Genomic DNA, 13,177 nt, shown 5'->3' on the forward strand with positions numbered 1-13,177 from the left:
GCGCGGCGCCGAGGAAAGGCCCGCAGAAGAACCCGAGCCGATGCGCGCCCGCCAATGTCGACATGGCACGGCCCCGCTGCTCCGGGGCCACCACCGAGACCAGGTAGGTCTGCCGCGCGAGGCCCCACACCGCCCGGCCCCCCCCCTAATGGGGGTCTCCCCGCCCGTTTTGGTTATCGGGAGGCAGGTAGGGTAACCTCGTTCCTCGTTGCGGTTCACTGCTCCGGCAGGGGCCGAAACGAGTACGGGCCTATAGCTCAGGCGGTTAGAGCGCTTCGCTGATAACGAAGAGGTCGGAGGTTCAAGTCCTCCTAGGCCCACTCCCCGAACATCACAGTAGGGTGGGAATCATGAAGATTGTCCTCACGGTCGGCATTGTGATCGCGGTTCTCATCGGTATCACCAAATTCCGCAAGCGCGACGACGCTGATGTCTGGCGCGAGGTCACCACTCGCTGATTCGGGGTTGCCAACCCGCACGGGGCCTTAGCTCAATTGGCAGAGCACTGCCTTTGCAAGGCAGGGGTTAGGGGTTCGATTCCCCTAGGCTCCACTTCTGTGAATTCCTCGGTTTTCGATTTCCTCCTCACCGCGACGCCGGACGAGTCCGCTTCGGGTGACATCTCCGTTATCTCCGCTCGGCAGCGCGAGCGCGCCGCCGGTTTCGTGCGCACGGTGGACCGGGCCGCGGTCGCCGGATTCGACAGCGCGACAACGGGTACGGCGTTTCTCGGCGGCTACCAGGAGGCGCTGCACGCGATGGTCCCCGCGCTGGACGCCGAGGAGCTAGCCGCCATGTGCGCCACCGAGTCCGGCGGCGCCAAGCCCACGCAGATCACGACCACGGTGACGGCCGACGGCCTCGTCAGCGGCACGAAATCCTTCGCCACGCTCGGCCGGTTCGCGTCCCGGTTCCTGGTGATCGCCCGGCTCGGCGACCGAGCGGACGGCCGACCCGACCTGCGAGCCGTCCTGGTTCCGGCCGGTGCGGGCACCGTGGTGACGCCGCTGCCGCCGCTGCCGTTCGCCCCGGAGGTCCCGCACGCCGGCGTCACCTTCGACGCCGCGCCGGGCGAACTGCTGCCCGGGGACGGCTACGCGGACTACCTCAAACCGTTCCGCACCGTCGAGGATCTCCATGTGGTCGCCGCTGTGCTCGGTTATCTGATCCGGGTGGCCCGGCAGGCGAACTGGCCCGCCGAGCCCGTAGAACAGCTGCTGGGCCTGTTTGCGGCCGTGCGTGGCGTGAGTACCGAGGATCCAGGGTCGGCGGGCGCGCACATCGCGCTCGGCGGGGTCTTCGAGCGGCTGACGCGCCTGCGCGCCGAACTGGCCCCGCTGTGGGCCCTGGTCGACGCCGAGACCCGGGCGCGGTGGGAGCGGGACGAGCCGCTGCTCGCGGTGGCGGGCAAGGTGCGCGCGCTGCGGTTGGCCGCGGCCTGGCGCGCGGTCAGCGTGTGAAGGTGCCGAGGCCGTCCTCGTCGAAGTAGTCGAGGACCAGGCGTGCGCCGTCGAAGCGGGCCGAGGAGACGGTGCCGGGCGGGGCGTTCTCGCCGAAGAGGTCGAACGCGAAGGTGTCGCCGTCCCAGTGCCGCAGCGGGTACCGGCGCTGGTCCGGGCCGAGGGTGAGGACGAGGCCGCCGTCGGCCTCGCTGATCGTGGCCGGACCCCAGTACTCGTTGGCGTAGGTGCCCGCATAACTCGACAGAGGTCGGGCCGCCGCCGGATTCGCGGGAGCCGACTTTCCGGCGAGGTCGCCTTCCGGGTCGTTGATGGGGGAGATCGCGGCGCGATAGATGGCGCGCCAGTCCTCGCGGATCTCGCCGAACTGCACCAGGTCACCGAATTCGGCTGTGAGCGCCTCCGGCACACCGATCGGCGCCGCGTTGGTGAGTGCGACGATCGCGACGTCGGCCGATGGGATCACCAGGAAATTGGTGGCCGCGCCGAGCGCGAACGCGCCGGAATGGCTGTAGCCGGTGCGCCCGGACGAGGAAATCGAGGCATTGAATCCGAACCCGTAGTTACCCGCTCGCGACTCCTGGGTCGTGGCCGGGGAGGAGATCACCTGCGGCGTTATCGCGGGCAGCAGCGCCTCCGGCGGCGCGATCGTGGTGCCGTTCGCCGTGCCGTTGCCGAGCAGCATCGCCAGCCAGCGGGCCATGTCGTGCACCGACGCGCTCGCCCCGCCCGCAGGCGACTGCGCGTCGGGATCGCGGACCTGCTTCGCGACCCAGGAACCGTCGATGTCCATGTGGCCGACGGCCCGGTTGGGGCGGGCCTGGAAGTCGTCGAAGCGCGAACTCGTCGACGTCATGCCGAGGGGCTCGTACAGCGCGTCGGCGCTGAGCTGTTCCCATGGAACGCCCGCCGCGGCGGCGACGGCCTCGGCACCGGCGGTGAGGCCGAAGTTGGTGTAGTGGTAGGTGATCCGGAACGGGTCGAGCGGCTCGAGACGGAGCTTGCCGAGGATCGCCGTCCGGTCGTAGCCGAGATCTTCGAGCCGGTCGCCCGCGTGGTCGGGCAGGCCGCTGCGGTGCGCGAACAGGTCACCGATGGTGAGCTGGGCGGTGACGCCCGGGTCGGCCAGGGCGAAGGACGGCAGTTTCGAGACCACCGGCGTCTCCCACTCGACGGTGCCCGCGCCGACCTCGTGGGCGACCACCGTCGCCGCGAGCGATTTCGACACCGAGGCCAGCTGGAAGACGGTATCGGCGTCGACCTTGTCGCCCCGGCCCGCTTCGCGGACCCCGAAACCCTTGGCGTACACGGTCTTCCCACCGTGCACCACCGCCACGGCCATACCGGGGATGCGGCTGCTGTCCATGAGCGAGCCGGCCAGCTCGTCGAGCCTGCCGACGGCCTTGTCGACCGCGTCGGCGGGGATGTCGACCGCCGCGACCTGGTTCGGTGGGAGCTGGTTCGTCGTGGTCGCGGGCGCGCTCTCGTCGTCGGCCGATCCGCTACAGCCGACCACGACGATCATCGACACCACCAGCGCCGCGATCGCGCCTCTGCGGGGCACCATGGGCCGACGATAGTCCCGGTTGCGGGGTGATCGCGGGAACGTGGCTGGACTGTGACGCGGGGACCGAACCGGCCCGGAAAATGGGGAGCGGGCCTCGGCGAAGGGGGGGAGTTAGCCGAGGCCCGCGTAGGGTCGGCCCGGGGGGGAGGGGCCGACGTGAACGATCCTACGCGATGTCAGCGGAATTGGTGTACGCGCAACGAAGCAGTTTCCGAGATTTTTCGGCGTCGACGGGCGGGAGCGGGGTCGTCGTCCGGCGCCGCGACGGGTCGATCCGGCGCGCACACGCCCGACAATCGTCTTACGACGCGCGGAAAGTGCTGGTACACAAGCTTTTACCCGGAAATATCGATGAACATGTTTCGGTGTGCGGCACGGTCGGCGTGCCCTCGAGATCTGGGGCTTGCGCGGACGGCCCCCGCAAAATCAGTCCGATTCGCCGCGTGTCGCTGAATCTCGGCATGTCGAACAAATGTGTACATAACGTTTGAAAGCCCCCACAAATGGGGATGCGACTTGTCGGTGGGTGGCGCAATACTGGGGCAAAGCGTTGACCCACGACATCAGGAGAATCATGCCCGACGCAATCGTCGCCGAGGGTCTGGTCAAACGGTATGGGCAGCTCATCGCCCTGGACGGCCTGGATCTCACCATCCCCGAAGGTACTGTTACCGCACTTCTCGGCCCCAACGGCGCGGGAAAGACCACGACTGTTCGCGTACTCACCACCCTGCTGATCCCCGACGAAGGCCGTGCGACGGTCGCGGGGATCGATGTTCTCAACAATCCTCAGGCGCTGCGTTCCCGGATCGGCGCGTCCGGCCAGTACGCGGCCGTCGACGAATACCTCACCGGCTTCGAGAACCTCGAGATGGTGGGGCGGCTCTACCACCTCGGCGTGCAGCGCAGTAAGGAACGCGCGCGTGAACTGCTCGACCGCTTCCGGCTCAGCGACGCGGCCGATCGGCCCGTGCGCGGCTACTCCGGCGGTATGCGCAGGCGTCTCGACCTCGCCGGCGCCCTGGTTGCCAACCCGCCCGTGCTGTTCCTGGACGAACCGACCACCGGCCTCGATCCGCGGGCCCGGCTGGATCTGTGGGACGTCATCGAGGAACTCGTCGCCGGTGGCACCACGCTGCTGCTCACCACCCAGTACATGGACGAGGCCGACCGGCTGGCCGACTCGATCGCCGTCATCGACCACGGCAAGGTGATCGCCCGCGGCACCGCCGACGAGCTCAAGGCCCTCGTCGGCGGCGACCGCATCGAGCTCACCGTCGGCTCGCCCGATCAGCTCGGCCCCGCCCAGCAGGTGCTCTCCGCGCTGGCCGACGGCGAGATCCATGTCGAGCCCGGGCTGCGGCGGATCACCGTGCCGGTGGCCGACGGCTCACAGGACCTGGTCGCCGCGATCGGCAGGCTCACCGAACACAAGGTGCAGATCAACGACGTCGCGCTGCGGCGGCCCTCGCTCGACGACGTCTTCCTCACGCTCACCGGCCACGAGGCCGAGGAACTCGTCAACGGCGAGGCGGAGAAGGTCGGCGCCGAGGAAGGACAGAACCGATGAGCCTCACTCTCGACAAGAACGACACCCAGGGGCCGAGCGTGGGCGAGCGACTCTCGATGGTCGTCAGCGACAGCATGACCATCGCCAAGCGCAATGTCATCAAGATCAAGCGCGTGCCCGACGTGCTGATCTTCACCACGCTGTCGCCGATCATGTTCGTGCTGCTGTTCGCGTACGTGTTCGGTTCGGCGATCAAGATTCCCGGGCTGGAGGGCGGCTACCGCGAATTCCTCATCGCGGGCATCTTCGTCCAGACCGTGGTTTTCGGCGCCACCTTCACCGGCGCGGGCCTGGCCGAGGACATGCAGAAGGGCATCATCGACCGGTTCCGTTCGCTGCCGATGGCGCCCTCGGCGGTGCTGTTCGGCCGGACCATCAGCGATGTGGTGATCAATGTGGTCAGCCTCGTCGTCATGTCGCTGACGGGCCTGGTGGTCGGCTGGCGGATCCGCGGCTCGTTCCTCGACGCGGTGCTCGCCTATGTGCTGATGCTGCTGTTCGCGTACGCGCTGTCCTGGATGATGGCCGTCGTCGGCCTGCTCGTCCGGGCGCCGGAGGTGTTCAACAACGCCAGCTTCATGGTGATCTTCCCGCTGACGTTCCTGTCGAACGCGTTCGTGCCGATCGACGACATGCCGACGCCGCTGCGGATCTTCGCGGAGTGGAACCCGATGTCGGCGCTCACCCAGGCGGTACGCGATCTGTTCGGCAATACCAGCCCGATGGCGCCGGTCTCGGAGGCGTGGCCGATGCAGCACCCGGTGCTGACCTCGGTCGTGTGGATCGTGGTGATCCTGGTGGTGTTCGTGCCGTTGGCTCAGGTGCAGTACAAGAAGTCCGTGAGCCGCTGACGGTTCAGTGCGCGTCGGCCTCCACACCGGGGGCCGACGCGGCACCGTTGCGGGAGTAGCCGAGACGGGGCGGTTCGGCCGCGGGCTCGGGGAGTTGCGGACGCTTGCTGCGGGCGAGCCAGGCGAGGGCCCCGGCCCCGACGACGGCGGCGGACGCGATGAGCGGGTTGCGAAGCTTCATGCGACCACTGTGGCATAAATATCTGCGTGACCTCACCCCACCAGACCGCCGTGGCGACGCTGCACACCAACCACGGCGATATCAAGATCGCGCTCTTCGGAAACCACGCCCCGAAGACGGTGCGTAACTTCGTGGCCCTCGTCGACGGCAGCGCGCCGTACACCACGCTGAATGCCGCCGGCTCCGAGAGCGGCCCGTTCTACGACGGCGCCACGTTCCACCGGGTGATGGCGGGATTCATGATCCAGGGCGGCGACCCGACCGGCACCGGCCGCGGCGGCCCCGGCTTCGAGTTCGGCGACGAATTCCACCCCGACCTGCGGTTCGACCGCGGCTACCTGCTCGCGATGGCCAACGCGGGACCGGGCACGAACGGATCGCAGTTCTTCATCACCGTCTCGCCGCAGAAGCACCTGAATCGCAAGCACACCATCTTCGGCGAGGTGGTCGACCCCGATTCGCGCAAGGTGGTGGACGCGATCGCCGCGGTGCCGACCGACCGCAACGATCGGCCGACGGAACCGGTCGTGATCTCCTCGATCAGCCTCGACTGAGCCGCGCTCCACAGCAGAACTCCCCGCCGCGATCGTCGCGACGGGGAGTTCATTGCTTCACGTGAAACGTTGCGGTCAGTCGGCCACCGACGCGAAGCCGTTGACGACGAGCGCGTCGTACACATCGTGGGGATTGGTGCCGAGATCCCAGCGGCCGAAGATCAGCAGGCGCTCCGAGCCCTCGTGCTGGACATCGATCTCGAGCATGGCCGACTTCCGGCCCAACCGCCGGTAGGAGACCATCCGGATGCGGTCGATCCGGTCCAGCGGATATTCCTTGGGGCCGGTGAACGTGCCGACGATCAGGCGCGGCTGTGCGCCGGACACCATGGTCAGCCGGGGGCGCTGGCGAACGGCGATCACCGCCATGGCCAGTACGGCGAGCGCGGCCAGGCCGACGAGCAGCCTGCTGGGGCCGTCGTTGGCCAGCAGCGCCGCGATCGCGAGGATCACGCCGCCGCCGGAGACCGCGACGAGACCGGCTGTCGGCGTTGTCCACGAGGTGCCGTCGGTGGAATCCACAGCGTTCACGCGGCTTCGTCCCCCATTGCTCCTCGAGTTGTCCACAGCTTCATCCACAGGTGTGCATGAATAACACCGGTGTAATCCGGTGCGCGGCGACCGCTCAGCGCCATCGCATGGTCATGATCAGGCCGATGACCATCAGGCCGAAGCCGATCAGGAAGTTCCAGGCGTTGAGATCGTTCATCCAGCTGATCTGCTCGGCGGCCAGGTAGTACACCAGCAGCCACACGAGTCCGGCCAGCATGAAGCCAAGCATGATCGCGACGTACCAAGCCGGCGACGGGCCCGCCTTCACCTTCACCGGAGTGCGGCTGGCAGGGCTCGGGGTGTAGTCGGCCTTCTTACGGACCTTGGACTTGGGCATGACGTCCTCGAATTCGGAATACAGGTAACCCCTAGGCTATCCCACCAGGTAATGAATGCGACGACCTACGGGGTCGGCACGTACCCTCTACGCATGCGTGTATTGGTCGTCGACAACTACGACAGCTTCGTGTTCAACCTGGTGCAGTACCTCGGCCAGCTTGGTGCCGAGGCCGTGGTCTGGCGCAACGACGACCCGCGACTCGCTGATCTGGACACGCTGCTGACCCGTGGTGACGAGGGCGGCACCTTCGACGGCGTCTTGGTCAGCCCGGGACCCGGCAGCCCCGATCGGGCGGGCGCGAGCATCCCCATGGTGCACGCGGCCGCGAAGCACAACACCCCGCTGCTGGGGGTGTGCCTCGGGCACCAGGCGATCGGCGAGGCCTTCGGCGGCACCGTCGACCGGGCGCCGGAGCTGCTGCACGGCAAGACCAGCCAGGTGTACCACGTCGGTTCCGGCGTGCTCGCCGGCCTGCCCGACCCGTTCACCGCGACCCGCTACCACTCGCTGACCGTGCTGCCGGAGACGATGCCCGCGGAACTCGACGTCGTCGGGCACACCGAGAGCGGCATCGTGATGGCGATGCGGCACCGCACCCTGCCGATCCACGGTGTGCAGTTCCATCCCGAGTCGGTCCTCACCCAGGGCGGGCACCGGATGCTGGCCAACTGGCTCGAGGTGTGTGGGCAGCGTCCCGCCGAGGCCCTGGTGTCGGCGCTCGAAGCGGAGGTCGCCGCGCTGGTGACCTCGTAGCGGCCCGCCTCGGTTCTGGACTGACAGAGAGAAGGAGCGAAGCGACTGAACGGCGGAGGGAAGAATCGAGGCTCGCAGGGCCGCGAAGAGCGGCGCCAGCCGCCGATGACACAGTGAGGCCGCACGTCCTGCTCTCGGTGGCGGCGAGCCTCGACGGCTACATCGACGACGCGAGCGAGCGGCGGCTGCTGCTGTCCAACAGCGCGGACTTCGATCGGGTCGACCAGGTGCGCGCCGAGTCCGACGCCATCCTGATCGGCGCGCGCACCCTGCGCGTCGACAATCCGCGACTCCTGGTGAACAGCGCCGAGCGGCGGGCGGCACGGGTGGCGGCGGGCAAGCCGGAGTATCCGGTGAAGGTCACCGTCACCGCGTCGGGTGAGCTCGATCCCGCGCTGCGGTTCTGGCACACGGGTGGGGCCAAACTCGTCTACACCACCGACGTGGGCGCGCAGCGGCTCGGCGATCGGCTCGCCGGGACGGCGGAGGTGGTCGCCCTCGGTGCCGACCTCGCGCTGTCGGCGCTGCTCGACGACCTCGGCGCGCGCGGTATCCACCGGCTGATGGTCGAGGGCGGGACCGGCATGCACACCGGTTTCCTTGCCGCGGATCTGGTGGACGAGCTGCACCTCGCGATCGCGCCGGTCCTGGTCGGCGATCCGGCCGCGCCGCGCTTCGTCGGCCCGGCCCTGTTCCCCGGCGGTGCACAACGTCGGCTGCGGCTGGCGGGTGTGGAACAACTTGGGGATGTCGCTGTGCTGAAATACCTGGTCGGACCGGTGGACGGGTCCACTCGCTAACCGGTCCTGTGGTTGAAATCATGAATCCGACCTGGGGAAATACCACTGTCCACAGTGTGTCGAACAAATCGCTGCACACCTGAACACGACTGAATCCACATCATGCGAGAGTTGTGGATAACTCCCGACCGGCAGGGGAATTCGATGAGCGCAGACAGCGCCGAGAGCACCGACCACCGCTTCATGCACAGGGCCATCGAGCTCGCCAGAAACTGTCCGCCCAGCTCGACGGCCTACTCGGTGGGTGCGGTGATCGTGGCCGACGGTGTGGAGATCGCCACCGGCTGGTCCAGGGAGACCGACGAGAAGGTGCACGCCGAGGAATCGGCGCTGAACAAACTCGACCCAGACGACCCGCGCCTGACCAGGGCGACGATCTACAGCACGCTGGAGCCGTGCTCGACCCGCGCCACGGCGAACCGACCGCCGTGTGCCGACCGCATCCTGGCCGCCGGCATCCCGACCGTCGTCATCGCGTGGCGCGAGCCGAGCCTGTTCGTCGCCGCGTGCGAGGGTGTGGACAAACTCCGCCGTCATGGCGTGCGGGTCGTCGAACTCACCGACCTGGCCGAGGAGGCCATGTCGATGAACACCCACCTCGATCTGGGTTGAGGCTCAGGGCCGCCCGTAGATGGCGGTGACGAATTCGCCGAGCTGGTTGTCGTCGAGGTGCCTGGCCAGATCGGCCTCGCTGATCATCCCGACCAACCGCTTGTCCTCGATCACCGGCATCCGCTTGACCCGATGACCCTCCATCTGGTCGAGCACGTCCTCCACATCGGCGTCCGCGCTGACCCAGCGCGGCGTGGACTCACACAGTTCGGCCGCCGTGGTCGTCTCCGGGGAGAGGCCGAGCGCGATGCACTTCACCACGATGTCGCGATCGGTGATGATGCCGCACATGCGCTCGTTGTCGTCGGCGACGACGAGTGAGCCGACTCCGAGATCGGCCATCGCCGTCGCCGCGGTCGCCACGGTGTCACCGCGGCTGATCCACTGGGCGCCCGGCTTCATGATGTCCCTGGCCGTGGTCATAGGGCTTACCTCCTCGTACAGCGTTGCTGATGGGATGAAGCAGCCCCGATTCTTCTCCCGTCAGGTCTCAACGAGGAATCGGCGAAGCACCGACCTGTAGTACGACATTGCCGTTCATGGTGACTGTCGATCCGGCCGCCGGACTCTGGCCGACGATCTTGCCCGACGCACTGCTGTCGAGGGTGATCACCGTGGTCTGGCTCAGCTGACCGGTCCAGCCGAGGGCGCGCAGCTGCTCCTGGGCCTGGGTCGGGGTGAGCCCGTTCAGATCGGGCACGGTGATGCGGTCACCGGCCGAGACCTGCACGGTGATCGTCGAACCCTTCTCCGCGGTGCTGCCACCGGCCGGGTTGGTGGAGAGGACCTGGCCCTTCGGCGCGGTCGACTTCACCTCCTGGATCTCGACCTTGAAACCCGCGGTGTCGGCCAGGTTGGGCTGGGCCACGGAGATGTCCTGGCCGACCACGGTCGGCACCCGCACCTGCTCCGGTCCGGAGCCGATGGTGAGCACGATCGGCTGGTCGATGTCGACCCGCACGCCCGCGCTCGGTTCCTGGCCGGTCACCTTGTCGATCTCGGCTGTGCTCGAGGCCTTGCGCGCCACGTTCGGATCCATCCGCAGACCGATCGAGTTCAGCTTCTGCTCGGCTTCGGCCTGGGTGAGACCGGCCAGGCGCGGCACCTGTACCTGCGACGGGCCGGTGGAGACCTGCACGGTGACGGTACTGCCCTCGTCGATGCGCGAACCGCCGAGCGGCTGGGTCGCGATGACGTTGCCCGGGGTCACCTTGCCATCCGGTTTCTGCTGCACCGCGACCTGGAATCCGGCCGCCTGCAGCGCGGACTGCGCCTGCTGTGAGGGCTGACCGGACACATCGGGCACGGCGACCTGGTCGGGATTGGCGCCGGGCCCGATCAGCACCCAGAACAGTCCGAACGCGACGGCGAGCGCGGCGGCCACCCCGAGCGCGATCAGCCCGGTGCGGTTGCGGCCCTCGGCGGGCGGCGCGATCGCGGCCTGTTCGGAGGTGTCGTCGCCGCGATCGTGGAACGCGCGGGGCGACGGCTCGTCGTAATCCATGATGGTGGTGCGGTCTTCGTCGCTCATCACCATCGGCGCGCTCGGCTTCTGCCCGCCGAGCACCCGGATCAGATCGGCGCGCATCTCCGCGGCCGTCTGGTAGCGGTTGGCCGGGTTCTTGGCCATCGCCTTGAGGATCACCGAGTCGAGTTCGCGCGGCACGCCGGGATTGATCGACGACGGCAGCGGCGGATCCTCTTTGACGTGCTGGTACGCGACCGCGACCGGCGAGTCACCGGTGAACGGCGGCTGACCGGTGAGGATTTCGAACAGCACGCAGCCGACCGAGTACACATCCGAGCGCGCGTCGACGGTCTCGCCGCGCGCCTGCTCCGGGGAGAGGTACTGGGCGGTGCCGATGACGGCGGCGGTCTGGGTCATCGGGTTGGAGCTGTCGGCGATCGCGCGCGCGATGCCGAAGTCCATCACCTTCACCGCGCCGGCGCGGTTGATCATGATGTTGGCCGGCTTCATGTCGCGGTGCACGATCCCGGCCTTGTGGCTGAAATCGAGCGCGGCGCACACGTCGGCCACGACTTCCATCGCCTTGCGCGGCGCGAGCGGACCCTTGCCGCGCACGATGTCGCGCAGGGTGTCGCCCTCGACGTACTCCATCACGATGTACGGCAGCGGACCGCCGTCGACGGTGGCCTCGCCCGTGTCGTACACCGCGACGATGGCCGGATGATTCAGCGCGGCCGCGTTCTGTGCCTCGCGCTTGAACCGCAGGTAGAACGTGGGATCGCGGGCCAGGTCGGCCCGCAGCACCTTGATCGCGACGTCACGTGAGAGGCGCACATCGCGTGCCTTGTGCACCTCCGACATGCCACCGAACCCGATGATCTCGCCCAGCTCGTACCGCGAGGAGAGATTCTTCGGGGTCGTCATGGTTGTCCTTGTGGCGGAGTGTTGTCGACGGAGATGTTCGGGCCGAGCGCGTTCGGGGCGTCCGGGAACGGCAGATCGATCGTGGGCAGCCGGGGACGTCCGTTGACCGTCGTCGTGCCCGCCGCCGGCTTGGTGGTGGTCGGTTTCGTGGTCTTGGCGGTGGTCGTCGGCTTGGACGAGGTCGTCGTCGGCGGTTCCGTGGTGGTGGTCGGCGGTTCCGTTGTCGTCGTCGGCGGCTCGGTGGTGGTGGTCGTCTGCGGCGGCGGCGTGGTTGTCGGTTCCTCGGTCGGCACGACCGGCGGCGGTACGACCACCGTGGTGGTCGTGCGCGGGGGCGGCGGCGTCGTCGTCTGCACGGTGGTCGTCGACGGACCGGTGCTGCGATTCGGTTCGCCGCCGAACAGCAGCCAGAGCACACCGCCGCCGAGCAGCAGGGCGCCGATGCCGAGGGCGAGCAGCCACTTCTGGTTGTTGTTCTTGGTCTCGGTCGCCGCGACGGCCGCCGGAGCGGCGGCCTGGGTGGCGGGTCCGGTGTAACCGCCGCCGGGGACCGGCGTCGGCGGCTGGTTGCCGAAACGCATGGTGGCGCCGTCGTAGTCGGCGGCGGCCGGGATCGCCACGGTCGGGCCGGGCGGCAGGACACGGGTCGCCCCGGTCATCGACGAGCCGACACCGGCGGGCGGCGGGGGCATGTGTCCGGCGCGGACCGCGGCGACGGCGTCGGCGAACTCGCCACCGCTGCTGTAGCGCTGGGTCGGGTCCTTGGCCATCGTGATCGCGATCAGCTCGTGCACGTTGGCGGGCAGATCGGCGGGCATCGGCGGCGGCGCGTCGCGGACGTGCTTCATCGCGACGGTGATGGCGCCCTCACCGGTGAACGGGCGCATGCCCGCCAGCGCCTCGTAGCCGACGATGCCGAGGGAGTACACGTCGCTCGCCGCGGTGGCGTCCTCGCCGACGGCCTGTTCGGGCGCGATGTACTGGGCGGTGCCCATCACCATGCCGGTCTTGGTGACCGGCGACGCGTCGACCGCCTTGGCGATGCCGAAGTCGGTGATCTTCACCTGGCCGGTGGGCGTGACCAGGATGTTCCCCGGTTTCACGTCGCGGTGCACCACGCCGGCGGCATGCGCGACCTCGAGTGCGCGACCGGTCTGCTCGAGCATGTCCAGACCCTGGACGACCGAGAGCCTGCCCATCCGGTTCAGCACCGCGTTGAGCGGCTCGCCCTGCACGAGCTCCATCACCAGGTACGCGGTCTCGCCACCGGAGGGGTCGGTGGTCTCGCCGTAGTCGTAGATGCCCGCGATGCCGGGGTGGTTGAGCTGCGCGGTGGTGCGCGCCTCGGTCCGGAATCGCTGACGGAACGTCGGGTCGGCGGAGAACTCGGTCTTGAGGACCTTGACCGCCACCCGGCGGTCGAGCCGGGTGTCCATCGCTTCCCACACCTGACCCATACCGCCCGTGGCGATGAGCCGCTGCAGGCGATAGCGGTCGGCGATCATGGCACCGTTGTTCAGCATCGGGGCCCCCGTGTTGTCACTC

At 68.4% G+C, this 13,177-nt stretch carries 14 protein-coding genes and 2 tRNA genes; 9 read left to right on the forward strand and 7 right to left on the reverse strand.

Features of this window, described 5'->3' with window-relative positions; all coding sequences use genetic code 11:
• Nucleotides 1–246: 246 nt before the first annotated feature.
• From QH270_RS25330 to QH270_RS25340, 3 genes are all read left to right on the forward strand, one after another.
• Nucleotides 247–320 (forward strand) — tRNA-Ile (locus QH270_RS25330).
• 159 nt (nucleotides 321–479) lie between these two features.
• Nucleotides 480–552, forward strand: a tRNA-Ala gene (locus QH270_RS25335).
• A gap of 5 nt (nucleotides 553–557) precedes the next feature.
• Nucleotides 558–1,460 carry an acyl-CoA dehydrogenase family protein gene (locus QH270_RS25340; RefSeq protein ID WP_280346597.1) on the forward strand — a complete coding sequence of 301 codons (903 nt, stop codon included), beginning with the start codon at nucleotides 558–560 and terminating at the stop codon, nucleotides 1,458–1,460.
• Here QH270_RS25340 and QH270_RS25345 read toward each other — a convergent pair.
• Complete coding sequence (locus QH270_RS25345) at nucleotides 1,450–3,027, reverse strand: serine hydrolase (protein ID WP_280346598.1); 1,578 nt, start codon at nucleotides 3,025–3,027, stop codon at nucleotides 1,450–1,452. The genes QH270_RS25340 and QH270_RS25345 overlap by 11 nt on opposite strands.
• 574 nt (nucleotides 3,028–3,601) lie before the next feature.
• Here QH270_RS25345 and QH270_RS25350 point away from each other — a divergent pair.
• Both QH270_RS25350 and QH270_RS25355 read left to right on the forward strand, forming a co-directional pair.
• Nucleotides 3,602–4,597, forward strand: coding sequence for an ATP-binding cassette domain-containing protein (locus QH270_RS25350; protein WP_280346599.1), 996 nt, complete (start codon nucleotides 3,602–3,604; stop codon nucleotides 4,595–4,597).
• 56 nt (nucleotides 4,598–4,653) lie between these two features.
• Nucleotides 4,654–5,448 carry an ABC transporter permease gene (locus QH270_RS25355; protein WP_233001625.1) on the forward strand — a complete coding sequence of 265 codons (795 nt, stop codon included), beginning with the start codon at nucleotides 4,654–4,656 and terminating at the stop codon, nucleotides 5,446–5,448.
• Between the two features lie 4 nt (nucleotides 5,449–5,452).
• Here QH270_RS25355 and QH270_RS25360 read toward each other — a convergent pair whose 3' ends face one another.
• A complete protein-coding gene (locus QH270_RS25360) occupies nucleotides 5,453–5,629 on the reverse strand; it encodes a hypothetical protein (RefSeq protein ID WP_280346600.1) in 177 nt (58 codons plus the stop codon).
• Nucleotides 5,630–5,655: 26 nt separating this feature from the next.
• Here QH270_RS25360 and QH270_RS25365 point away from each other — a divergent pair, with 26 nt between their 5' ends.
• Nucleotides 5,656–6,183, forward strand: a complete 528-nt coding sequence (locus tag QH270_RS25365; RefSeq protein ID WP_280346601.1) for a peptidylprolyl isomerase — start codon at nucleotides 5,656–5,658, stop codon at nucleotides 6,181–6,183.
• Between the two features lie 75 nt (nucleotides 6,184–6,258).
• Here the strand turns inward: QH270_RS25365 and QH270_RS25370 are convergent, their stop codons facing one another.
• Both QH270_RS25370 and crgA read right to left on the reverse strand, forming a co-directional pair.
• Nucleotides 6,259–6,705, reverse strand: coding sequence for a PH domain-containing protein (locus tag QH270_RS25370; protein WP_280346616.1), 447 nt, complete (start codon nucleotides 6,703–6,705; stop codon nucleotides 6,259–6,261).
• Nucleotides 6,706–6,808: 103 nt separating this feature from the next.
• A complete protein-coding gene (gene crgA / locus QH270_RS25375; protein ID WP_110037961.1) occupies nucleotides 6,809–7,072 on the reverse strand; it encodes a cell division protein CrgA in 264 nt (87 codons plus the stop codon).
• A 93-nt stretch (nucleotides 7,073–7,165) separates the two neighbouring features.
• On the opposite strand from crgA, the gene QH270_RS25380 reads away from it, so the two are divergent.
• From QH270_RS25380 to QH270_RS25390, 3 genes are all read left to right on the forward strand, one after another.
• The gene (locus QH270_RS25380) at nucleotides 7,166–7,828 is read left to right on the forward strand and encodes an aminodeoxychorismate/anthranilate synthase component II (RefSeq protein ID WP_280346602.1); all 663 of its coding nucleotides are present in this window, start codon (nucleotides 7,166–7,168) and stop codon (nucleotides 7,826–7,828) included.
• Nucleotides 7,829–7,941: 113 nt separating this feature from the next.
• Entirely contained in the window at nucleotides 7,942–8,628 is a 687-nt protein-coding gene (locus tag QH270_RS25385; RefSeq protein ID WP_280346603.1) for a RibD family protein, read from the forward strand.
• A 144-nt stretch (nucleotides 8,629–8,772) separates the two neighbouring features.
• Nucleotides 8,773–9,240, forward strand: coding sequence for a deaminase (locus QH270_RS25390; RefSeq protein WP_110037963.1), 468 nt, complete (start codon nucleotides 8,773–8,775; stop codon nucleotides 9,238–9,240).
• Nucleotides 9,241–9,243: 3 nt separating this feature from the next.
• Here QH270_RS25390 and QH270_RS25395 read toward each other — a convergent pair whose 3' ends face one another.
• The 3 genes from QH270_RS25395 to QH270_RS25405 form a co-directional block, all read right to left on the reverse strand.
• A complete protein-coding gene (locus QH270_RS25395) occupies nucleotides 9,244–9,663 on the reverse strand; it encodes a CBS domain-containing protein (RefSeq protein WP_110037964.1) in 420 nt (139 codons plus the stop codon).
• A gap of 67 nt (nucleotides 9,664–9,730) precedes the next feature.
• On the reverse strand, nucleotides 9,731–11,632 hold the full coding sequence (gene pknB, locus QH270_RS25400; protein WP_280346604.1) for a Stk1 family PASTA domain-containing Ser/Thr kinase: 1,902 nt from the start codon (nucleotides 11,630–11,632) through the stop codon (nucleotides 9,731–9,733).
• Nucleotides 11,629–13,155: a protein kinase domain-containing protein gene (locus QH270_RS25405; protein WP_280346605.1), complete on the reverse strand. Its 1,527-nt coding sequence runs from the start codon at nucleotides 13,153–13,155 to the stop codon at nucleotides 11,629–11,631. The genes pknB and QH270_RS25405 overlap by 4 nt, the downstream gene beginning before the upstream one ends.
• Between the last annotated feature and the right edge of the window lie 22 nt (nucleotides 13,156–13,177).

Source organism: Nocardia neocaledoniensis, assembly GCF_029868625.1.
In the GTDB taxonomy this organism is placed as follows: domain Bacteria; phylum Actinomycetota; class Actinomycetes; order Mycobacteriales; family Mycobacteriaceae; genus Nocardia; species Nocardia neocaledoniensis_A.